Source organism: Brenneria sp. L3-3C-1 (assembly GCF_016456245.1).
In the GTDB taxonomy this organism is placed as follows: domain Bacteria; phylum Pseudomonadota; class Gammaproteobacteria; order Enterobacterales; family Enterobacteriaceae; genus Brenneria.
Window position 1 is genome coordinate 49,893 of sequence record NZ_JAEMHF010000004.1, and the last position, 22,591, is coordinate 72,483.

General features: G+C 57.3%; 15 protein-coding genes. 5 read left to right on the forward strand and 10 right to left on the reverse strand.

The window, feature by feature from the left end; all coding sequences use genetic code 11:
• Window positions 1-88: 88 nt before the first annotated feature.
• Complete coding sequence (fepB, locus tag JG725_RS10770; protein ID WP_199377960.1) at window positions 89-1,102, forward strand: Fe2+-enterobactin ABC transporter substrate-binding protein; 1,014 nt, start codon at window positions 89-91, stop codon at window positions 1,100-1,102.
• Here fepB and entS read toward each other — a convergent pair.
• Window positions 1,099-2,355 (reverse strand): enterobactin transporter EntS, encoded by a 1,257-nt coding sequence (gene entS / locus JG725_RS10775; protein WP_199377962.1) that lies wholly within the window; start codon window positions 2,353-2,355, stop codon window positions 1,099-1,101. The genes fepB and entS overlap by 4 nt on opposite strands.
• Window positions 2,356-2,558: 203 nt before the next feature.
• On the opposite strand from entS, the gene fepD reads away from it, so the two are divergent.
• On the forward strand, window positions 2,559-3,554 hold the full coding sequence (gene fepD, locus JG725_RS10780; RefSeq protein WP_172290423.1) for a Fe(3+)-siderophore ABC transporter permease: 996 nt from the start codon (window positions 2,559-2,561) through the stop codon (window positions 3,552-3,554).
• Complete coding sequence (fepG, locus tag JG725_RS10785; RefSeq protein WP_172290422.1) at window positions 3,554-4,552, forward strand: iron-enterobactin ABC transporter permease; 999 nt, start codon at window positions 3,554-3,556, stop codon at window positions 4,550-4,552. The genes fepD and fepG overlap by 1 nt, the downstream gene beginning before the upstream one ends.
• Window positions 4,553-4,630: 78 nt before the next feature.
• Here fepG and JG725_RS10790 read toward each other — a convergent pair whose 3' ends face one another.
• From JG725_RS10790 to JG725_RS10815, 6 genes are all read right to left on the reverse strand, one after another.
• Entirely contained in the window at window positions 4,631-11,803 is a 7,173-nt protein-coding gene (locus JG725_RS10790; RefSeq protein WP_199377965.1) for a non-ribosomal peptide synthetase, read from the reverse strand.
• 26 nt (window positions 11,804-11,829) lie between these two features.
• Window positions 11,830-12,054 carry an MbtH family protein gene (locus JG725_RS10795; RefSeq protein ID WP_172290243.1) on the reverse strand — a complete coding sequence of 75 codons (225 nt, stop codon included), beginning with the start codon at window positions 12,052-12,054 and terminating at the stop codon, window positions 11,830-11,832.
• A 1-nt stretch (window position 12,055) separates the two neighbouring features.
• On the reverse strand, window positions 12,056-13,402 hold the full coding sequence (fes, locus tag JG725_RS10800; protein WP_199377967.1) for an enterochelin esterase: 1,347 nt from the start codon (window positions 13,400-13,402) through the stop codon (window positions 12,056-12,058).
• A 153-nt stretch (window positions 13,403-13,555) separates the two neighbouring features.
• The gene (locus JG725_RS10805; RefSeq protein ID WP_233356403.1) at window positions 13,556-15,652 is read right to left on the reverse strand and encodes a TonB-dependent siderophore receptor; all 2,097 of its coding nucleotides are present in this window, start codon (window positions 15,650-15,652) and stop codon (window positions 13,556-13,558) included.
• Between the two features lie 272 nt (window positions 15,653-15,924).
• On the reverse strand, window positions 15,925-16,737 hold the full coding sequence (locus JG725_RS10810; protein ID WP_199377969.1) for an ABC transporter ATP-binding protein: 813 nt from the start codon (window positions 16,735-16,737) through the stop codon (window positions 15,925-15,927).
• A gap of 91 nt (window positions 16,738-16,828) precedes the next feature.
• The gene (locus JG725_RS10815; protein WP_172290246.1) at window positions 16,829-17,491 is read right to left on the reverse strand and encodes a YtjB family periplasmic protein; all 663 of its coding nucleotides are present in this window, start codon (window positions 17,489-17,491) and stop codon (window positions 16,829-16,831) included.
• A gap of 163 nt (window positions 17,492-17,654) precedes the next feature.
• Between JG725_RS10815 and serB the strand changes: the two genes are divergently transcribed.
• Both serB and radA read left to right on the forward strand, forming a co-directional pair.
• On the forward strand, window positions 17,655-18,632 hold the full coding sequence (gene serB / locus JG725_RS10820; protein ID WP_199377971.1) for a phosphoserine phosphatase: 978 nt from the start codon (window positions 17,655-17,657) through the stop codon (window positions 18,630-18,632).
• A 17-nt stretch (window positions 18,633-18,649) separates the two neighbouring features.
• On the forward strand, window positions 18,650-20,032 hold the full coding sequence (gene radA / locus JG725_RS10825; RefSeq protein WP_172290248.1) for a DNA repair protein RadA: 1,383 nt from the start codon (window positions 18,650-18,652) through the stop codon (window positions 20,030-20,032).
• Window positions 20,033-20,130: 98 nt separating this feature from the next.
• Here the strand turns inward: radA and JG725_RS10830 are convergent, their stop codons facing one another.
• From JG725_RS10830 to JG725_RS10840, 3 genes are read right to left on the reverse strand one after another with little or no spacing between them, the layout of a single operon-like run.
• On the reverse strand, window positions 20,131-21,039 hold the full coding sequence (locus JG725_RS10830) for a DMT family transporter (RefSeq protein ID WP_199377973.1): 909 nt from the start codon (window positions 21,037-21,039) through the stop codon (window positions 20,131-20,133).
• Complete coding sequence (locus JG725_RS10835; RefSeq protein ID WP_199377975.1) at window positions 21,026-21,997, reverse strand: fatty acid desaturase family protein; 972 nt, start codon at window positions 21,995-21,997, stop codon at window positions 21,026-21,028. Before JG725_RS10835 ends, JG725_RS10830 begins: the two co-directional genes overlap by 14 nt.
• Window positions 21,998-21,999: 2 nt before the next feature.
• Window positions 22,000-22,272 carry a 2Fe-2S iron-sulfur cluster-binding protein gene (locus JG725_RS10840; RefSeq protein WP_199377977.1) on the reverse strand — a complete coding sequence of 91 codons (273 nt, stop codon included), beginning with the start codon at window positions 22,270-22,272 and terminating at the stop codon, window positions 22,000-22,002.
• Window positions 22,273-22,591 lie beyond the last annotated feature (319 nt).

The following is a 22,591-nucleotide window of genomic DNA, read 5'->3' on the forward strand; positions in this document are numbered from 1 at the left end:
CTTATGACGATGCTTTCGCATTGTCAACAGTAGGAAAACGAGCTTCACGTCCCCCAATTTTATGTTTAAGCGATAAGAGGTTTAGGTGATGAGAGCGGTATTTTATTTCTCGGGCTGGCGCTATGCGTTGCTGCCGGTGTTGGCGTTAATGCTGAGCGCCTGCGACGGAAAAACCGAAACCGGCGCGGCAACGAAACCGGACAATGCGGCTATCGAAGGTTGGCCGCGACAGATTCAGACCCTTGACGGCACGCTCACGCTCAAGGCGCCGCCGCAGCGCATCGTCTCCACCAGCGTCACCGTTACCGGCACCCTATTGGCGATTGACGCGCCGGTCATAGCCAGTTCCGCCACCAGCCCGGGCTCCCGCGTTTCCGACAGTCAGGGATTCCTGCGCCAGTGGGGTGACGTCGCCCTCGAAAGTAAGGTAAAAAAAACCTATGAAACCAAGCCTAATGCCGAAGCGATAGCCAACGAAGCGCCGGATCTGATTGTGGTCGCCGCCACGGGAGGCGATTCCGCCCTGGCGCTGCGTCAACAGCTTAGCGCTATCGCGCCGGTACTGGTGGTTAACTATGATGATAAAAGCTGGCAGGAACTGGCCTCTCAATTGGGCTACGCCACCGGACGCGAAGAGCAGGCCCGGGCGGTGATCGCGAAATTCGACGACCGGCTGAACGCCGTGAAGCAACGTTTGCAGTTGCCTCCGCAGCCGGTCAGCGCTTTTGTCTGGCGGGAAGACGGCAAGGGCGCCAATTTATGGACTATCGACTCGGCGCAGGGCCAGTTGCTTAAACAGTTGGGTTTCGAGCTGGCCGCCGTACCTGATGCGGTACGAGGAAACCACAGCATGGGCATGCGTAAGGATCTGGTGCAATTGTCCGGCGAGAAGATGGCAGACGGGCTGAACGGCAATACCTACCTGCTGTTTTCCACAGATGAAGAGAGCATCGAGCCACTGCTCGCCAACCCGTTTGTCGCCCATTTACCGGCGGTCAGGGACAGGCAGGTTTACGCCATGGGCAACGATACCTTTCGTCTGGACTACTACAGCGCCAGCAATATGCTGGATCGGCTGGAAAAATACTTTGGCGCGCATTAATTTCCCGCCGATGATGCCGGCTGCGGCGGGTTGAGGTTTTCAAGCCGACGCAGCGAGGCCGACAGTGCGGCCAGCGCCACGCCGGCCAGCGCGGCGCCGAGACCGAACAACAGGCCGGAGGTTTGCGGCAGCAGTTGGGTTCCCATGGTGCCCAGCAACAGCGCGCCAAACGCATCTCCGGTCACGGCCTGCGCCGTCCACAGGCCATTGACGCGTCCCAATAACGCATTTGGCGTCAGACTCTGCACCAGGGTAAATTGCAACAACGAATTGATCGCGCTGAGATAGCCGTAGATCGCCAGACAGCACAGCGATAGCACAAAATACGGCATCAGGCTGAACAGGCTAAGGACTAAAAATCCCGCCACGGCGGTAAAGATCATCAGTCTGCCGGGCCGGGGGGTTTGCGCCACCCGGCCGCTGGTAAACGCCCCCAGCGCCGCCCCCAGCGGTATCGCCGAATACATCAGTCCCAAATGTAAAGCGTCAATCTGCCAACGGATAGCCAGTGCGGGAAACAGCACCCGGACGGCGCTGGTCAGGCTGACCAGCGTCCCCATCAGCACGATGGCGCCGATAACCCGATTCTGTTTTAAAAAAACCACGCCCGCCAGCAGCGCGCGCCCGGGATGCTCCTTCGGCTGCTGCGGCGGCGGCATCGACGGCAAGCGAATGAGCGGGATCAGCGTTACCCAGGTTCCGACGGCGGCTAAAGCGTAATTCCAGCCCACATCGCCCCAGGCGATAACCATTCCCCCGATGGCGGGAGACACCACCGCGCCGAAGCGTACCGTCAGCATACTGATGCCTCCCGCCGAGGCGAGGTTTTCGCGCCCGACCAGCGCCGAGGTGGCCGCCATCAATGCCGTCATGCCGACCGCGCCGAAAAAACCATCCCATACGGCAAGCAACCAGAGCAGGATCAACGACGGTTCCGGTGCCAGCGTATTCAGGAATAAACCGGCGAATCCGGCGCCGCAGGTGGCGCGGGCAAACAGGATAAGGCGACGGCGGTTGTATCTGTCCGCCATAACGCCGCCCAACAACAGGCCGATAAACATGCCGCCCCCGGCCAGAACGACCGCCAGACCGACCTGAAGCGTCGAACCGGTCATCTGCTGGATCTGCACCGGAACCGCCACGGTCAGCATACCCAGCGCCAAAACGGAGATAAAACGCGCGCAAAACAGCGCCCGGAAATCGCGATTCTCTTTGAGTAAACTGAAATTGAGTAAAATGGAGGGTCTGTCCATGGCATTTTTCCGGCGGTTGTACATTGCGATTGCGTCGATAAAACTAACCTCATCGACGCCAGCGTTTTGTTCGCGATAAAGGCATGTTATTATAATCAATATCAAATTATATTGATAATTATAATCATTTGCATATGCATTCCAATAAGACGCCAGTTCCACCGATGGATAACGCCGATCTGCTGCGCCCCTCATCAAAGGGAATGATAACCGGCCATCCGCTGTACGGCTTACTCATCGTCAGTCTGTTATTGATGCTGTGCTGTCTGCTCAGTTTATTCGTCGGCGCCAAATATATTTCCGTTGCCAGCGTCATCAACATATTGAGCGGCGATCATTCCCATCCCGACAGCACGATTATCCTTGATGCCCGCATACCGCGCACGCTGGCCGGTTTGCTGGCTGGCGCCGCGCTCGGCGTATCCGGGGCGCTGATCCAGGCGCTGACCCGCAATCCGCTGGCCGACCCGGGTATTTTAGGTATAAATGCCGGCGCCAGCTTCGCGGTGGTAATCGGTATCGCGTTTTTCGGCGCAACGCTGCCTGAACAGTACCTGTGGTTCGCCTTCAGCGGCGCGCTATTATCCAGCATCGGGGTATGGCTAATCGCTTTCCAGGCTCGGGGAAAGTCCAGCCCGGTTCGTTTAACCCTGGCCGGGGTGGCGCTCGGCGCCGTGCTGGCGGGAATGACCTCCGCTATCTCGCTGATGGATCCGCTGGTCTATGACCATGTTCGTTTCTGGGAAGCCGGTACGCTGGATATCCGCAGCATGCACATTATAAAAGTGATCGCGGCGCCGGTGCTGGCCGGGTTGGCGCTGGCTTTGTTACTGGCTCGCTCCCTTAATGTGCTGGACATGGGGCATGACATCGCGCAGGCGCTGGGCACGCGTACCACCGTCATTCAGGTGCTAGGCCTGATCGCCATCACGCTGTTATGCGGCGCCGCTACCGCCGCGGTGGGGCCGATTGCGTTTATCGGTCTGATGGTGCCGCATATCGCCCGTCGGCTGGTCGGTCCGGATCAGAGGAAGATCCTGCCCTGGGTACTGCTGCTGACGCCGGGCCTGCTGTTGATTTCCGATATGGTCGGCCGGGTTATTGTGCCCGGAGAATTACGCGTTTCCATTGTTACCGCCTTTATCGGCTCCCCGGTACTGATTGCTCTGGTCCGCCGTCATGGAGGGAAAAACGGGTGATGCAGATCGGATTGGCTCAGAACACCCGGCGTCGGCGCGGATATTGCGGCATCATGGCGACGCTGTGCCTGATGCTGGCGATACTGGCACTGGTTTCAGGCACCATGCCGCTCAGCATCGAGCAGATACTTCGGGCTTTATGGGGCGACGCCCCCGCCAACATCGTCACCATTGTGGTTCAGTGGCGTTTGCCTCGCGTGGTCATGGCGCTGATCTTCGGCGCTGCGCTTGGCGTCAGCGGCGCCATCTTCCAGTCGCTGCTGCGTAATTCGCTCGGCAGTCCGGACATTATCGGGTTCAACTCCGGCGCCTATACCGGTGCGCTGATGGCGATAATCCTGTTTAACGGCGGCGAATTCAGTATTGCGGGCGGCGCCCTGGCGGGGGGTATTCTCTCCTCGGCGCTGGTCTGGCTATTGACATGGCGTCACGGAATTCAGGGCTTTCGTCTGATTATCATCGGCATTGCCATCAGCGCGCTACTCTACTCCGTCAATACCTGGCTTATCATCTCGGCGTCGCTGGAGTCGGCCATGTCCGCCGCGCTTTGGGGCGCGGGTTCGCTTAACGGCATTACCTGGAGCAAAGGGCTGCCCGCCCTGCTATTTATCGCCACGGCCTTTACCCTGTCGTTATTGCTGACCCGGCGTATGACGCTCATGGAAATGGGCGACGATACCGCCCGGGCGCTGGGCGTACCGGTGGAGAGCTCGCGGCTGCTGTTGATGGTGATCGGCGTGGCGCTGACCTCGGCGGTGACCGCGGCCGCCGGCCCTATATCGTTTATATCCCTGTGCGCGCCGCAGATCGCTCGCCGTTTAAGCGGCGGAGACACCCCCTCTCTGCCGGCGGCCGCGCTGACCGGCGCCTTTTTATTGTTGGCGGCCGATTTTCTGGCGCAGCGTCTATTCTCGCCGAATCAGTTGCCGGTCGGCGTCGTTACGGTGTGTATCGGCGGCGTCTACCTGCTGGTATTGCTGACGCGGGAATCCCGCTGAATATCCCGCCAAGCCTCATGCACTTATGCACTTCGCGCCGGGCGGCGATCCTGGTCCGCCGCCCGACAGACCGGCAATTTACAATCCGGACAGAACCTTATCGATCAGCGGCCCCAGTCTGGCCAGTGAAGCCGGCGAGATAATGTCGATATGGCAACAATCCAGCTCAAACACCCGTAATCGCCGCACATAGGGAGCCCAGACGGCCTGCACATCCATCCCTTCCGGAAGCGAGCCTTTGGCGACAAACAGCGTGGCCTCTCCCTGATAGCGGGCGGTCCGGGTCTGCGACAGCAAACGCACCGAGTCAGCGTAATTGGCCTCAATATCATCAAACATACTCCGCTTTTGCCGCTCAAGGGCAAGATCCACCGTCTCCGCGCTGGCGGCCATAAACAAGTCGCGCTCATTGTCGACCTCCTGTCTGGCTTTTTCGTCCATTGATGCCGTCCAATCCTGGGTTTCCGGGGGATAGGTATCCAGCAGGCCGAGAAAAGCCACCGTCTCTCCTTGAGCCTGTAAGCGGGCGGCAATGCCCTGAGCCACGGTGCCGCCCAGCGAATACCCCATCAGATGATAAGGCCCATGCGGCTGCACTCGTCGCAGATTGACCAGATGGTGTTCGCAGACCTCGTCCATGGTGGCGCAACGGGCAATCGGCCCCTCCGGACGCGGCGACTGTAAGCCAATAACCGCCCAACGCGACGCCAGATAGCGAGGCAGTACGCTGAACTGCCAGGCAAATCCGGAAGCAGGGTGAATACAGAACAGCGGGTGTCCTTCTCCGGATCGCAACGGCAGCACCTGATCGAATCCGGCACGCCGCATCTCCTCGCCGGCCCGCTCGCCGTCAAGCAACTGCGCCAGCTTTTCCACGCTCGACGCCACCATCAGTTGACCGACGGAAACCGGTTTATCCAGTTCGCGGCGCAGTTCCGCCGCCAACCGCATCGCCAGCAGAGAATGACCGCCCAACGCGAAAAAGTCATCGGTGGCATTCACATCGTCCCGCTCCAGCAAACGGGCGAACAGCCCGGCCAGTTGCGTCTCCAGCCCCGGACGCGGCGGACGTCCTCGCCGGCCTCCGCTCTCCTCGGGCAACGGCAGCGCTTTGCGATCAAGCTTACCGTTGGCGCTCAGGGGCAGAGAAGGCAGGATCACCACCGCGACCGGCACCATATGCGCGGGCAATTGTAAGGCCAGCGCGGCGCGCAGGGCCTCGCCATCCAGTTGCGCCGCCGCTTCGGGCACGACATAACCGACTAACTGACGGGCATCCGCCCCGGCCGTCGATCCGCGTTGGCCCAGTATTCTGGCCTGCACCGCCGCCTGATGCACGCCCGGCAGGGCCGCCAGCGCAGATTCAATCTCACCCGGCTCGATGCGCTGTCCACGTATTTTCAACTGATCGTCCCGGCGGCCGAGATACTCCACCTCGCCGCCCGGCAACCAACGCGCCACATCACCGGTACAGTACATACGCTTGCCAACCGCCCCCGGATCGGCGACAAAACGACTGGCGGTCAGTTCCCGTCGATGCAGATACCCCTGCGCCAGTTGCTCGCCGGTCAGGTAAAGCTCGCCGGCGACGCCTGGCGGCACCGGCCGTAACCAGGGATCGAGAATACGCAGTCCGGTATTCCATACCGGCCGACCGATGGGCACGCTTACGCCGCTCACCGCCGACAGCGCCTGACCATAAGCATCGTGCCAACTGACATCGACCGCCGCTTCGGTCGGGCCGTAAAGATTATATAACGGTACGCCGGTCATCCTTTCCCAGCCGCGGGAAAGCTCGGTCGAAAGCGCTTCGCCGCTACAGAACACCCGCCGCAACGTCGCGCACGTCCGCACGGCATTCTCGTCGTCCAGCGCATCGACAAAAGCCGCCAGCATCGAGGGAACGAAATGCATGGTGGTGATGCGGTGCTTTTCCGTCAGCGCCATTAACGCCGCCGGATCGCGATGGGCTTCCGGCGGCGCCATCACCAGCGTCGCGCCGACCATCAGCGGCCAGAAAAATTCCCATACCGATACGTCGAAACTGCACGGCGTTTTTTGCAACACCACGTCGTCCGCGCCCAGCGGGAATTGATGCTGCATCCACAACAGGCGATTGACGATAGCGTTGTGGGCAATCACCACGCCCTTCGGCCGGCTGGTGGAACCGGAAGTGTAAATAATGTAGGCGGGATGATGGGGAGACGGCGCCTGACGGCACGGCGGCAGGTCGCGATCGGCCGTCAGCAGGCTCCCATAAGAAAAGATCTGTCCCGATGCGGCGAAACGCCCGCGTTGCGTTGCGTCGGTGATAATCAGCCGCGGTTGCGCATCGTCAATCATCAGTTGCAGGCGCTCGTCGGGATAGCCGGTATCCAGCGGCAGATACGCTGCGCCGGCTTCAACCACCGCCATTAATGCCAGCGACAGAAATATCGAACGCGGCAGCGCGACCGCCACGGTGTCGCCGGGGATCACCCCGGCGACCGCCAGACGCTGTGCGAGCCGTTCCACCTGTTCACGCACCTCGGCATAACTCAGCGAGTGTGTTTCATCCACCAGCGCAACGGCTTGCGGCGAGCGAACGGCCTGACGCGCCAGCAGCCCGCTCAAGGTATCCGGCATGACCTCATGCCCGGTTTGATTGGCGTGGCGCAGCATTGCCTGCTCCGACTCGCTCAACAGCGACAGCGCCGCCAGCGGCCGCTCAGGCGCAGCGACCAGTTGTCGGAACAGCAGTTGCAGGCGCAGCGCCATCGCGTCGGCATCCACCTGACCTGCGCGATACTCCAGGTGCAGCGACAGTGTATCGCCGGGAACGGCCATCAGCGTCAGCGGGTAGTGCGTATAACCGCGATTACACATGCTGGTGCAGCGCACCTCGCCGAAAGGACGATGGAGCAACTCGCCTTCATCCGGATAATTCTCCACCACCAGCAGGGTATCGAACAGGGCTTCGCCTCCGGCCAGTTGTTGGATCTCGCCCAGGCCCAAATCGTCATGGGCCAGGAGATCAACCTGCTTCGGTTGTATTTGCACCAGTTGTTCCAGCAGGGCGCGATGAGGCTGTAAGCGAATGCGGACCGGCACCGTATTACTAAACAGGCCAATGTGATCGCCGGTCCCCGCCGGCCCGGCAAAGCGCCCGGATACCGGCGTGCCGAACACCACGTCGTCGCGGCCGCTGACGGCACCCAGCAGGGTCGCCCAAATTCCCTGTAGCAGCGTATTTAGCGTCAGCCCCCAGCGCAGGCGCAGTGATTCCAGACCGCGTTGCAATTCCGGCTCCAACGTTACCGGCAAGCGGCGCATCGCGCCTTGCGTAGACGGAGCGTCGCCGAACAGCACGCAGGGCGCGACGTCCGTCAGCGCTTCGCGCCAGGCGGCTTGCGCCGGCCCTTTGTCGCGCGACGTCAATCGGGCGATCACCGCGGCGTAATCCGCCTGCGGCGTCGGCAGGGAAGCCGTCATGCCGCCAAACACAAACAGCAGTTCGCGCAACATAATGGCGGAAGACCAACCATCGGCCACCAGATGATGCGCGACGATCAACAGGGTTGAACGCCGTGAGGAAAATTGCACCAGCACCGCCCTTACCAGCGGCGCATCACTGCCGTCAATCAGCAGATCGCGATCCAGTTCCTCCTGTTCGATCCGTTGCAGGTGCCGCTGTTGCTCCCGCTCGTCCATGCCGCGCAGATCGTGCTGGCGCCACGGCCAGCGGTTATCCGTAGACCGCCGGGGCAAAATTTGCAATGGCGCGTCGCACAGCGTGGTATCAAAGCATGCGTTGAGCTGCGGGTGACGATCCAGCATGCTGTTCAGCGCCGCCTTTATCCGCGCCGCCGTCAGCGCCCCGTCAAAATCAAAGCGACTCAAAGCGTTATAATTGCCGCTGCCGTCTCCCAGTTGGGCATGGAACAACAATCCCTGCTGTAACGGTAAGGTCGGCAAGACCCAACTGACCGGGCCGTATTTAGCGCCGACGCGCGCCATCAGCGCCTTGTCGTCGGTCAGCAGCGGCAACGTCGGGGGCGTGTCGTCATCGTGCCAGGCGCTCATGGCGGGCGCCATCGCCAGCGGAGTGCGCAGGGAGAAAATGTCCCTTGCCGACAACTGATAACCGGCCTGTCGCAGGGCATTAGCCAACATCATGGCCGAAATACTGTCGCCGCCCTGTAAAAAGAAATCCTCATCGGCGTAAAAAGCCTCCAGACGCAATACCGCGGCGATGGCATCGCACAACAGTCGCTCACGGGCATTTTGCGGCCGTCGCCGTGGTAATCGCTTCGCTTCGGGCTGCGGCAATGCGCGGCGATCAATTTTGCCGCTGCTGGTGATCGGCAACTGCGGCAGCACGACCAGTTGACTGGGCAGCATGTATTCCGGGATACGCTCTCGCAGCCGGGCATAGAGTCGCTCGCTGACCCGTTCCGGCTCCGCCGCCAACGCCTCGCCCACCGCGCAGTAGGCCGCCAGTTGAAAACGTCCCGCCGTTTCGCGGGTTACCACCGCGGCGCTTTCCACCTCCGGCAGCGCCGAGAGCGCGTTTTCCACCTCGCCCAGTTCAATTCGATAGCCACGGATCTTAACCTGATGGTCGATACGGCCGACGAAATCAAGCTGACCGTCAGCGCGCCAGCGTACCAGATCGCCGGTACGATAGAGTCGTTCGCCCTGGCCGAACGGCGAGGCGACAAACCGCGCGGCGGTCAACCCCGCTCTGCCAAGATAACCGCGCGCCAGTCCGGCGCCGCCCAGATAAAGCTCACCGATAGCGCCAACCGGCGTCGGCTGCAATCGGGCATCCAGCACCCAGACGCACATGCCGGACACCGGCCGGCCGATGACCGGCTCCGCGGCGTCCGCCGGATCGGCAATCACGCTGTCGACCGTACACTCCGTCGGGCCATAATAGTTGCGCGCCGCCACCTGCGGATGCTGCCTGAGTTGCTGCCACAGCGCAGGGGATACCGCCTCGCCGCCCAGCAGGATCATCAGCGGCTGATGCCTGCCCGACGCGAATAATCCCGCGGCCAGCATCTGTGTCAGCATCAACGGCGTCACTTCAATAATGTCGGTGCGCTGACGTTGGATCGCCGTTACCAGCGCCAGCGCATCGCGGCGGGTATCGTCATCAAACAGATCCATTATCTGGCCGTCGAGCATCCCCAGCAGCGGATCCCAACTGGCGTCAAACACCCAGGCGGCGCTGTGCCCGGTATGCAATCGCCGGGTCTCTCCCCGGTCGGACAACCTCTTCGCCGCCGCCGCAAACGCGCCGGCCCGGTGGACGTTGAGCAGATTGAGCAGCGCGCCATGCGTATTCATCACCCCTTTCGGCCGACCGGTGGATCCTGAGGTATAGATGATATAAGCCAGATGATCCCCGCGCAGCGAAAACCCACGTTCGGCATCGTCCGGCGGCAGATCGCTGACTGCCGTCAGACACTCGCTGTCCAGGCACAGCGTGGGGATCGTCGCACAAGCGGCAAAGCGCGAACGCCAGGCCTCGATAGTTATCAACCGCTCTGGCTGGCTCTCGGCGATCGTCATCGCCAACCGCTCCGGCGGAGAATCCGCATCCAATACCATGATCACCTGACCGGCCATCATCACCGCCAGCATCGCCACCACGCATTCGGGGCCGCGCGGCAGTAGAATAGCCACCGGAGACTGCGGCTTTCCATCAAGCAACCTACGCGCCAACCGCGAGGCCCGTTGCCGCAGTTGACGATAGCTGATGTTTTCGTCTTTCCAACACAGGGCGACCGCCTCCGGCTGCTGCGCGCATTGCCGCAGAAAGGCATCCAGCACCGAGGTTTCATGCTCAACGCAGCGGGTTACGCCGCCGTCGCTCCAGCCAGAGAGCCGGTCTCGCGCCGTCTCATCCAGCAGGCTGGCTTCGCCGACCGCCAACGAGGCATTGCCGGCGAACTGGCGCAGCAACAGCGGCAAACAGGCGGCGTAATCCGCCAGTTGCTGCTGCTGGTAACGCGCCTGGTTTGCCAACAGCTCCACGCTGAGCGCGCCGTTCTCGTCAATATACAGGTCGATCTCAAGGTCGCTTACCGGCCCCGATGCCAACGGGTGCGTGATGGCCTTAACGCCGTGGAACTCAAGCTGATAATCGAATAATTTGATATTAAAGGTCGGGCCCATCATCCCCTGGCTTTCGCCGATACGGCCGAGATCGCGCAACAGTTGTTCGCCATCGTAGGCCTGATGACGCCGTACCGCCTTAAGCTCCGCCGCCACGACACGCGCCACCTCATACAACGTCGCATCGGGATCGGCATAGATCGGCACCGGCAGGACATTCACTACCGGGCCGATGGCGTTTAATGCTTGCGACCCCATCCGGCGCATAAAGGTGAATCCCGCCGTATAGGCCGTTCTGCCGCCCAGACGCCCCACCCAGACCGCCGTCAGGGCCAGGGCGATTTCCATGACGCTTAGCCGCGTGGTCAGCGAGGGTGCCGTCAGTTGCGCAAAATCGTCGGCATCCAGACGCAGCGAATAACGCAACACATGCGGCGAAGGGCGACTATCGGACAGCGGCTGCGCCGCGAGGCTGACCGGCGGCGGCAACTGTCGACATTTGTCCAGCCAGAAAATTTTGTCGCGCGCGCAGGCGGCGACATGCCGCTCGTCAAGATATTCCCGCACCACGGCGGAAAAAGGCGTAAACGGCGACGGGCCGGCGGAAACGCCGTCACGGAGAGCATGATAGATATGCGCAATCCTGCGGGTCAGCGCGGTAAAACTGAAACCGTCGACCATCAGATGATGATAACGCTGATACCAGAACCAGCGTGCCGGAGCGGTGCTGAGGCGGAACAGGATATGCCGGTACAGTACCTCATCGCCGCCGGCCCGCAGGTTACCGGCCAAATCCTGACGCATCATTGCCAGAGCCGCGGCGGGCGCATCCGCCTCATGGCTGAGATCGATGTATTCGGGATGGGGTAAATTACCGTCGTCCCCCGCCCCCGGCAGGATTTGCACCACCCCGCCATCCCGCTCGGCAAAACGCGCCCTGACGGTATCGGCCTCCATCAGCCCCTGCCGGATCGCGTCGAGCATACGGTCCGGCGTCAGTTCACCGTTGATGTCGACATAGTGGGCCACCGCGAAGGTATTCGACCAGGGCGAGAGTTGATCGGCGAACCAGATACCAGGCTGCGCAGCCACCATCGGCAACACTTGCAACGCGGTGCTGGTATCCGGGGATAGGGATGTATCGGTCATGAGCTAAAATCTCCTGGCTTGGTGAATTATGAGGCTTGTTGCGCATTGCGCAGACCGGCGGGCCGCATATCGGTCCAGTGGGCCTCAAGCCAGGCGACGCACTCCGCGCGCGGCAAGGGGCCCAGCACGGTTCGCCAGCCTGGCGGAATCGCCTTGAAATCCGGCCATAAGCTGTACTGCTCCTCATCATTCATTAGCACCAGGAAAGAATAACGTTCATCATCGAACGGATTTTGTATTTGCTGTTCCATGTTAGGGTTCCTGTCTGATAGGGGTGATTGGCCCCGCCGGCGAGTTGGCCTGCCAGTGCGGGAAATCCGGCGACCAAAGAGCCGTCAGTCCGTCAATGAGTCCGCCCCGCCAGCACAGGGCGTCGTGACCGCCGGTAAACTCCCTGTAACACAGAGGGTGGTGGGTATGGCGCAATACCTCGAACAGGCGTTGATTAACCCGGTGGATCAACGTCTCGCGCCGTCCGGCCTCCATAAAGATTTTCAGTGTGTCGCGACTTCCCAGCCCCTGTTTAATTTGTTCAATCAACCAGCATTCACCGTCTGCGGCTTCGGTTGCCTGGATCAGATCCTGACGCGGCCACCAGAAGGAGCCGGATTGACTCAGCACGCAGCCGAAACGTTGCGGCCAGTGTAGTCCGGCGAACAGCGCCGCCAGCCCCCCATAGCTTTGTCCGGCCACGATGGTGGTGGCGGCCTCGTCCTGATAGGCGCACATGTCGGCGATCTGCGGCAACAGCTCTTCCTGTAGCGCCAGCCAAAACCGATCGTTACAGGTCAACTCCCTGCTCCGATGCGCGCTATCTATCGCATCGATCAGCAGATAAACCGCTTGCGGCAACTGCCCGGATTGCGTCTGTTTCATCAGCGCCGACCATATGGGCATACCGGATGCCCAGAACTGGCCGTCCAGCAGGATCGCCAATGGACGCTTATCGGGCTGCGCGTCACCGGTAGTGAAAATCCAGACGGTGCGAGAGTTGCCAAGGCGCTGGCTGTGCCAGCGATAGGATTGCAAGCGCGCCGCCGGAGGCTGGCGGCCGAGGCCGAGATCAAAGTCGCGCCAGGCCGGTTGCGGCGGCGCATCGGGCAGATGCAACCCCGACAGGGATTGCCCACGGCTGCCATGCCAGAAACTGTGTCGGTTGAGGGGATCGTGCGTCGCCCGGTTCAGCGTCTTGCACCACCACTCCCGCTGCGCCAGACGCTGGCTGCGGCTATCTCCCTCAGGCGGGTTAAAACGCTGCTGGTCGGCGGCGGGGATAAAGGAATAGCTGCCGCGCCAGTCCGATGCCAGAATGGTGCTCCAGTGCCAGACATCGGTGCCCGGCAAACGTTCCATGGACTCCGGCGACATTTTATGGTGGTCGGTAACGCAATTAATATCTATCCACACATAGCGAGTGACGGATGTGCGCTCGCTGCCTTGCGGATCGCGCCAAAAGAAAGTAGCCCGGTAATGGCCGGTCGAAAGTCTTTCCAACCGCGGTATCTCCACCTCGCTCAATTCACGCCACCATGCCTCACTGCCGGCATCATGCCGATGCAGCATCAATTGAATCGGGGGTTGCTCAGCATAGTGATTCATTGAAATTACTCTCTCTGCCGTGAGCCGATTTAATCGCGTTCTCCCAGGTTGCTCTGAAACTTGGATGTGATAACCCGGAACAGCGATGTAAAAGAGGGTTGACCACCATGGCGACCGAAACGATCGCCATGGTCTGTTCAGTGATGAGAGGCGCTACCACTCATAATTCACCGTCGCGGTAACCGTACGCCCGATACCGTAGAAGCAGGCGGTGGCGGAAGCACACGAGGCGACATATTTTTTGTCGAACATATTATTCAGATTGATCTGCGCCGACACGCCTTTCAGCGATGGCGTCAGACCGCCCAGTTCATAGCTGACTTTCGCATCGTATAAGTCGGCGGCGGGAACTTTAAAGGTGTTCTGGGCGTTACCCTGGCTGGTGCCGATATATCTGGCGCCCAGACCAAGACCGAGACCGTTCGCCGCGCCGGAGTGGAAATTATATTCCCCCCACAGTGAAGCCATATGCGAGGGAATACGCGCCGGGGTTTTACCTTGCGTGCCGGCCACGGTGGTTTTGACGGTTTCGGAATCGATATAGCTATAGGAGGCGATCAGGTTGATGGATTCGGTCAATGCCGAATGCACTTCCACCTCCAGTCCCTGATTGCGGATTTCGCCGATCTGTTCAAACCAGCCCAGGCTGCTGTTATAGGTGGACACGTTCTGCTGGCGCAGATCGTAGAGCGACAGGCTCATCAAGGTATTCCAGCCCGGCGGCTGATATTTGACCCCGACTTCCACCTGTTTGCCGGTGGTCGGATCAAAAGGCGCAGCGCCCGGCGCACGGTTGGTTTGCAGGTTGGGTTCGAACGACGTGCTGTAGCTGATATACGGCGAAACGCCGTTATCGAAGGCATACAGCAACGCCGCGCGGCCGGTGAACTTGTTATCGTTTTGCTGGATCTGAGTGCTGTCGAGATAGTCGTTGGTGCGTACTTCCGTCCAGTCGTAGCGCCCCGACAGCAACAGGTTCCAGTTATTCCATTCCATTTGATCCTGCGCGTAGACGCCGAACTGATCCAGCGTCTGTAACTCATCCGTTGCCTTGCTCAGAGTGCTCTCATCCACTGATATACCATAGCTGGGAGAGGACCAATCAATTTGGTAGCTGGTACTGCTGCCCCGCCACAGTTTCTGCCGATCCTTATTCCATTTATAGTCAAGGCCGGTCAACACCAGATGATCCACCGCCCCGGTGGCGAACTGGGCCTGTAACTGATTATCCAGCACAAACTCATCGGTATCACGCTCTTCTACCTGAGCGCGTCGGTTCAGCACATAGGTACTGGCGGAGTTTGCATAGACAAAGTATTTGTATTTCTGATTGATATTGGCGTAGCGCGCATTTTGCCTGAAAGTAAATATCTCGCCGAAGTTATGTTCAAACTCATAGCCAATAGCGGATTGCTCGCGCTCTGACAGATTAAAGGACGGATCGCTGACATTAAAATCACGGGGAATATAACCCCGCTCGGTGCCGAATACCGTACCCACCGACGGCAGGAAGTTGCGGTAGCCGGCATCGGGATCTTTCTGGAAACTGGTCAGCAACGTGAAGCGGGTATCGATATTGGGATACCAGGTCAGCGACGGCGCAATCGCGTAGCGCGTCTCTTTGTAATCCTTGACCTGATTATTCTGGGTGCGCGCCAGACCGTTGAGGCGATACAGCAGGGTATTGTCATCATTCAATGCGCCGCCAAAGTCAAACGCCCCCTGGGCCAGCTCATTATTGCCGCCTTTGATCTGGACTTTGCGTATCGGGGTGGCCGTCGGACGTTTGCTGGTCATACTGACCAGGCCGCCGGGATTGACCTGGCCGTAGAGCACCGACGCCGGGCCTCTGACCACTTCCACCCGCTCCAGCAACCAGGGTTCAATCACCCCGGTTTGCGACCCGGCCGAACCGCCGAAACTCAAACCGTCCAAAAATCGCGGTACATAGGAAAATCCGCGAATAAACACCTCATCATAACGGTTGGAACTGCCGCGGTACTCAGAAATCACCCCGGCGGAATAGCGCAACGCCTGCGGAACCGAGGACACATCCTGCGCATCCATCTGATCGCGGGTGACAACGGAAATAGATTGCGGCGTTTTTATCAATGGCGTTGCGGTTTTACTGCCGGCCTGGCTGGTGGTCGCCACCATTCCTTTAAGCGGCGCGGTGGGCGATTCATTTGTTGTTCCGGCGACCACTGTGATGGTGTCGCCCTGTGAGCCGGCCGTTGTGTCTGCCGCCATGCCCGGAACTGGGTGCACTATTGCCAGTACCCATCCCATATGCAAGCAGGCATGAAAACTTTTTTTATGCTTTATTTTCATATAATTAACCTTTGCGCAATATTGTTAACATCATCCCATGTAACCCTATTTTTTTGCCAAAAAACCTTAGCACAGCAAAAATGCAAAATGCTAATGATATTTATTATCATTAGCATTTTTTTAATTAGCGGCGGAATTTTGGTTTTTTAATGCCTGAGCAGGCATATGGGATGTGGGCTTATCGGCAACGGTCAGACGATAGCAACACCTGGGATCGGGTGGTAACGTCCACACGGCACAATCAGCGGCGTGTGAGATACCGGGTCGTCAATAATCACGCAAGGCATGCCGAACACCTGTCTGATCAGGTCGGCGCTGACGATCTCGGAAGGTTTCCCCTGCGCCATAAGCCGTCCGGCCTGCATAACGATCAGATGGTCGGCATAACGACAGGCCTGATTCAGGTCGTGCAGCACCGCCACCAGCGTACGGTCATGTTGCTGGTGAAGATCGCGAAACAGATCGAGCAGATCAATCTGATGCGCCATATCCAGCCAGGTGGTGGGCTCATCCAGCAGCAACAGCGAGGTCTGCTGCGCCAGCACCATGGCTATCCATACCCGTTGGCGCTGACCGCCAGATAGTTCATCCACGCTACGCTCAGCCAGTGAACTGACGTTGGTGGCGAGCATCGCCTGCTCTACCGCTTCCTGATCCGCCGCGCTCCACGGTTTCAACAGGTTCTGATGCGGATAGCGCCCGCGCGCCACCAGATCAGCCACCGTGATGTTATCCGGTACGATGGCATGCTGCGGCAGCAGGCCGATTTGCCGGGCCAGCGCTTTAGTGGGGAGATGATGAATGTTTTTGCCATCCAGCAGCACCTCTCCCGCCAGCGGTTTCAATAACCGGCACAGCGCCCGCAGCAACGTGGATTTGCCGCAGGCATTAGGGCCGATAATCACACTGAATTGATTATCCGGAATGGTGACGCTCAATGCTTCGGCGATGATTTTTTTATCGTACGCAAGCGTAAGGTCGGTGGCGTGCAAGAGACTCGTCATCAATGCTTTACTCTTCATAATTGCCGTAAAATTTTAATTAATCATCATGCCAGAAGTCTTCGTGCCTATTCTACGTACATGATGTTTCACCTCAGGGTTTTCCCGGATTTTCCTTCTCCGTATCCTCGCCATCATCTTCTTTCACCGGCGTACTGGCGGTCAGCAAATAGGGCGACTGCTGCCAGCGGGTGCGGCGGTTCTGCAACAGGGTACGGGTTAGAATGATGCCGATCGCCAGCGACAGCAGAATCATCAAGCGCAGAATATTGGTGGTGTTGTCCACCTGCTTGGCTTCGGTCTCCAGCACGTGCGTATCGAGCGTAATACGTAGAAAACCGATCGGACCGTCTTTGCCCTCAATGGGCTGCACCAACTGATAGTTAAAGTAGCTGCCGACCCGATTGCCATCCAATGCCAGCCGATCCCGGAGCTGAACCTGCTCGCCGGCGCGGGCGATCAACGAACCATCCTGCTGATAAATGCCGGCATCCAGAATACGGCTATGATCGGTAAGTTGCTTAAGGATATTATTGATTTTCAGGCTGTTATCGTCAGCGCTTTCCATCAGCGGAGAGAGGCTGTAGGCAACCTGGCTGGTCAAGGTGCGCGCCAGCTCTTCCACCTGTTCGGAGCGCGCCATCTGGTGACTCAGACTAAAATAAGAAGCGCCCTGCATCAGTATCACCAGCAGAGCTAAGCAAATCAGCACAATGGCTGTGCGATGTAGGCGAAATTTTACCCGTGCCCGAACCATGATAATCCTTACGCAAATTGGATACTTTATGTTGCCAGAAGCGTCGACGATAGGATAGCTTGTTGCCCTGTTTTCCGACCGATATGTTTTGTGGCTAAACGGATGCACACGCCGAACAGGATGCGCCCGGCCACATTATTACCGCCAGTAGAGGATCTGCCCCATGTCGAATAGTCTGACCTATCGTGATCTCCCGAACGAGATTAACTGTTGGCCGGGACTGCCGCTATCGCTGAGCGGTGATGAAGTGATGCCGCTCGATTACCGCGCCGGCGACACCGGCTGGTTATTATACAGCGACGTCCTCGATAAAAATTTACTTGCCCGCTACCAGCGCAGACTGGGGGCCGCAATGGTGATTGTCAGCGCCTGGAATGTGGGTGATTATCAGGTGGTGCGGCTGGCCGGCACGCTGACGCCGCGGGCCAAGAAGCTGGCGCATGAACTGGGCCTGGACGTATGCCCGATGCGTAACGCGCCGACCCTGCGCGCGCCCGGCCTGCTGGTGATGGATATGGATTCCACGGCGATTCAGATCGAGTGCATCGATGAAATCGCCAAACTGGCGGGAACCGGCGAGCAGGTTGCCGAAGTCACCGAACGGGCGATGCGCGGCGAACTGGATTTTGCGGCCAGCCTGCGTCAGCGGGTAGGCACGCTAAAAGGCGCCGACGCCAATATTCTGCATGAGGTGCGTAAAACCTTGCCGCTGATGCCTGGCTTAACCAACATGGTCGCTCAACTTCAGCAGGCGGGTTGGCACATCGCCATCGCTTCCGGCGGATTTACCTATTTCGCCGATTATCTGCGTGAGGAACTGGGCCTGGTTGCCGCGGTCGCCAACGAAATGGGTATGCGGGACGGTAAACTGACCGGCGAAGTCATCGGCCCGATTATCGATGCGAAATTTAAAGCGAACACCCTGCGCGAACTGGCGGAAAAACTGGACATTCCGCCACAGCAGACCGTCGCCATCGGCGACGGCGCCAACGATCTGCTGATGATCAAAGCCGCTGGCTTGGGCATTGCCTATCATGCCAAACCGAAAGTCAACGAGCAGTCCGCCGTGATAATCCGCCATGCGGATCTGACCGGGGTACTGTGTATCCTCAGCGGCAGCATGAGACACGAAGAACGTTAATCCAACCGAGGTCAACCGTGGCAAAAGCAGTCAAACGCGCCTTTGTATGTAATGAATGTGGAGCTGATTATCCGCGCTGGCAGGGACAGTGCAGCGCCTGTCATGCCTGGAACACCATTACCGAAGTTCGTCTGACGGCGGCCGCCTCTTCACGTTCCGAGCGTCTGACAGGCTATGCCGGTGAAAGCGCCGGTATCAGCCGGGTGCAAAAACTGTCGGAAATCAGTCTGGAAGCGTTGCCGCGTTTCTCCACCGGTTTTCAGGAATTCGACCGCGTATTGGGCGGCGGCGTGGTGCCGGGCAGCGCGATCCTGATCGGCGGCAACCCCGGCGCGGGTAAAAGCACCCTGCTGCTGCAAACGCTGTGCAAACTGTCCGAACAGATGAAAACCCTGTACGTGACCGGAGAAGAGTCATTGCAGCAGGTGGCGATGCGCGCCCATCGCCTCGGCTTGCCGGCGCAAAACCTGAATATGCTGTCTGAAACCAGCATCGAACAAATTTGCCTGATCGCCGAGCAGGAACAGCCAAAGCTGATGGTGATTGACTCCATTCAGGTGATGCATCTGGCCGATATTCAGTCTTCACCCGGCAGTGTGGCGCAAGTGCGTGAAACCGCCGCCTATCTGACCCGCTTTGCCAAAACCCGCGGCGTCGCCATTATCATGGTCGGTCACGTCACCAAAGATGGTTCGCTGGCCGGCCCGAAAGTGCTGGAACACTGTATTGACTGTTCCGTGTTGCTGGATGGCGATGCCGATTCCCGTTTCCGCACCCTGCGCAGCCATAAAAACCGCTTTGGCGCCGTCAACGAGCTGGGCGTATTTGCCATGACCGAACAGGGACTGCGTGAAATCAGCAACCCTTCCGCCATCTTCCTCAGCCGTGGCGATGAGATCACCGCCGGCAGTTCGGTGATGGTGGTGTGGGAAGGCACGCGCCCGCTGTTGGTGGAGATTCAGGCGCTGGTGGATCAATCGATGATGGCCAACCCGCGCCGGGTGGCGGTCGGGCTGGAGCAAAACCGGCTGGCCATTTTACTGGCGGTGCTGCATCGTCACGGCGGCTTGCAGATGTCGGATCAGGACGTGTTCGTTAACGTGGTGGGCGGCGTCAAAGTCACCGAAACCAGCGCCGATCTGGCGTTGCTGCTGTCGCTGGTCTCCAGCCTGCGCGATCGCCCGTTGCCGCAGGATCTGGTGGTGTTTGGCGAAGTCGGGCTGGCGGGGGAGATCCGTCCGGTGCCCAGCGGACAGGAACGTATCGCGGAAGCGGCCAAGCATGGTTTTAAACGCGCCATCGTTCCCCATGCCAATATGCCGAAAAAACCGCCCGCCAATATGCAGGTTTTCGGCGTCAAAAAACTGACCGACGCGCTGGATATCCTGAACGACCTCTGAATCCCATATCCCCCGGCTCCGCCGGGGGGATCAAGTGATAAATCGACTCGCCATCCTGACTCGTTAATCTGGTAAGAGGTATCCCGTTTGGCCGGGTTTTAATATCGCGCTTTTTTTAGCGAAAACCGTGAGGGGGAAAATTCATGCAGGAGGATGGCAAGGAAAATCAACGCTCCACCGATATATTGCACGGGCGAGGAGAGCTGCCCTAAAAAAATGGCGCTGAAAAGAATGGCAAAAACCGGCTCGGATAACTCGATTAATTGCACCGATTGGCTCGACGTCAGCGTCAGCGCTTTGGTCGTGCACCAGAAACCGCCGATAGTGGGCAAAATAGCCAGCAGGAGCAGCATGACGGCCATTTCAACCGTGACAGAGGCCGCCAAAGAGGAAGAATGTACCGGGAAATAGAGGTAGATGCTGCCGAACAGGAGCAGCGTACACATCTGCGGCATCCCCGCGCCCAGTTTCAGCTTTTTGGACAGAAACAGGAATAAACCATACCCGATACCCGCGAGCATGGCATTGATGAGACCGACGGTGAAAGTGAGTTCGATGCCGCTTTCATCGGAAAAAATCAGGTACAGTCCGACGATGGACAAGGTTATGGCCTGGATTTCTTTCCAGGAAAATAAGCGCTTTTCAGCTATTGCCGAAAGCATAAAAGAAAAGACGGTCGCCGTACCAAACAACATGAATACGACGGTGGCTACGTTCGTCGTCGAATAGGCACTGGTTTCGAAGTGATACAGCATAAAAAAGCCAAAGAAAGAACAAATCAGCACCACATGCCAGTGTGACTTTATGAAATGGAACAGAGCGGCTCTTCTGGCGGAACTCATGATAATGACAAAGATGATAGCCAACCCGATAAGGCATTTGTAAAACGCCACCTGGGCTGGTGAAAGTCCTGTCTGAAATAGTTTGACGCTCAAAACGCCCACGGTTCCGTTGAAAATAGCGGCTAACAGCGCGTAAACGATCCCGGCAATCTTATTGGTATTCACGGTTTCCGCTCCTGTCATTTTTTACCGCGTCCAAGTTCTTTATTATCTTTTTCCACAATGATTCGTTGTTATTGGCAGAAAGGAAAATGCCGCCCATGCGTTGGTTTCTTTTTCTATAGTCGATGTCCTGCATCATTATTTCGTGAGCCTTCTTCAAATTCCAGAACGGAATACTGGGCATGAGATGATGTGTCAAATGATAGTTTTCCGCGTGCATACCGGTGAAAAACAATTCCGCTTTTGCGCTGAATCTGTTCCAGGTTTTATCAATATCATCGTCATTATCGATAATAGGATAATGTTCAGCAAGCTCAATAAACCACCCAATCATAGGGAAAGTGGTAATAAGAGGAACAATCCAATAAAAAAATAAAATCGAGAAAGCATCTGTTAAATAGCACAGTAGCAGAATGAAAAACCACACTATCAAGAGAGTTTTCACCTCCCTGTCTTTAATATCACCCAGTCGATTTTTGATCAGGTATCGGATAAATGAAGGGCTTTTACTAAGAAGTAATGGCGATATAAGATGAGACCATAAAAACTTTCTTTTTGACGATGTGTCGAAAAGATTAGATTCCCGATAGTATTGGGAATCAGGATCCTTATCAAGATCCCCAAGGAAGTTATGGTGTAAAATCACATGACTTCTAGCATATTTTTTAAATGTTTGAAAAATAGTGTATCCACTAACATACTTTCCTAAAAAGTCATTGAGCTTCACGTTGGACGCAAGCACCCGATGCGCTGATTCATGCAGTATTGTAGCTAAAGCTCGTTGTCTCGAACCAATAAAAAAAACAGTCAGAAAGTAAAAAAATACATTATTAATGTAACACGACAAAGAAATTGCGATAATAATTTGTAACCAGTCTAATAATACGGCAATGGCGCCTCTGTAATTATTCAATAGGGAAAGAGACTGTAGTTCATCCGTAATTTTTTTATCAAAATCCATATTTATCCCTTAAAGCTATCTACAATAGATTTTTCGTCCAGCGAGCATTGGCAGAGTAAACGGTGTTCAGATGGGGATAATCCCATTAAATCCAGAAATTCTTTCTCTGAATTGCTGACACTCCCTAAATTTCCGTGACTTACTTTTACCAGGCATTTACCACATTTCCCTTGCAGGCATTGAAACTTAATAGAGTCAATGTCACTTGCTACTTTTGACAATTTTACACCAAGAGGGAAAAAATAAGACTTTCCATTTACTGTAATTTCTTGCATTCCTATTAGCTTTTATGAAGTTTCACTAGTGTTAAATAATTTATATTTATGATTATCTTTTGTCAAGAAGATAATAAAAAGCATAACAAACGCCCAATAAAAACATAACTTTATGTTTTTTATTTATTTTTATACCTTATGGCTTTTTTGTTATTTCTTATTACCAATTAGTATAGTTAATGTATAACTTGAGCATGTCTTATAAGTATTCCCTTCTTATCGCCTTTGTAGCACTGATCCCGCAGTGATAGCAGCATCGTTTGAAAAACTGGGTATACATCTGGACGGTAATTTATCCCGCGAATAGTCCAAAGCCCGC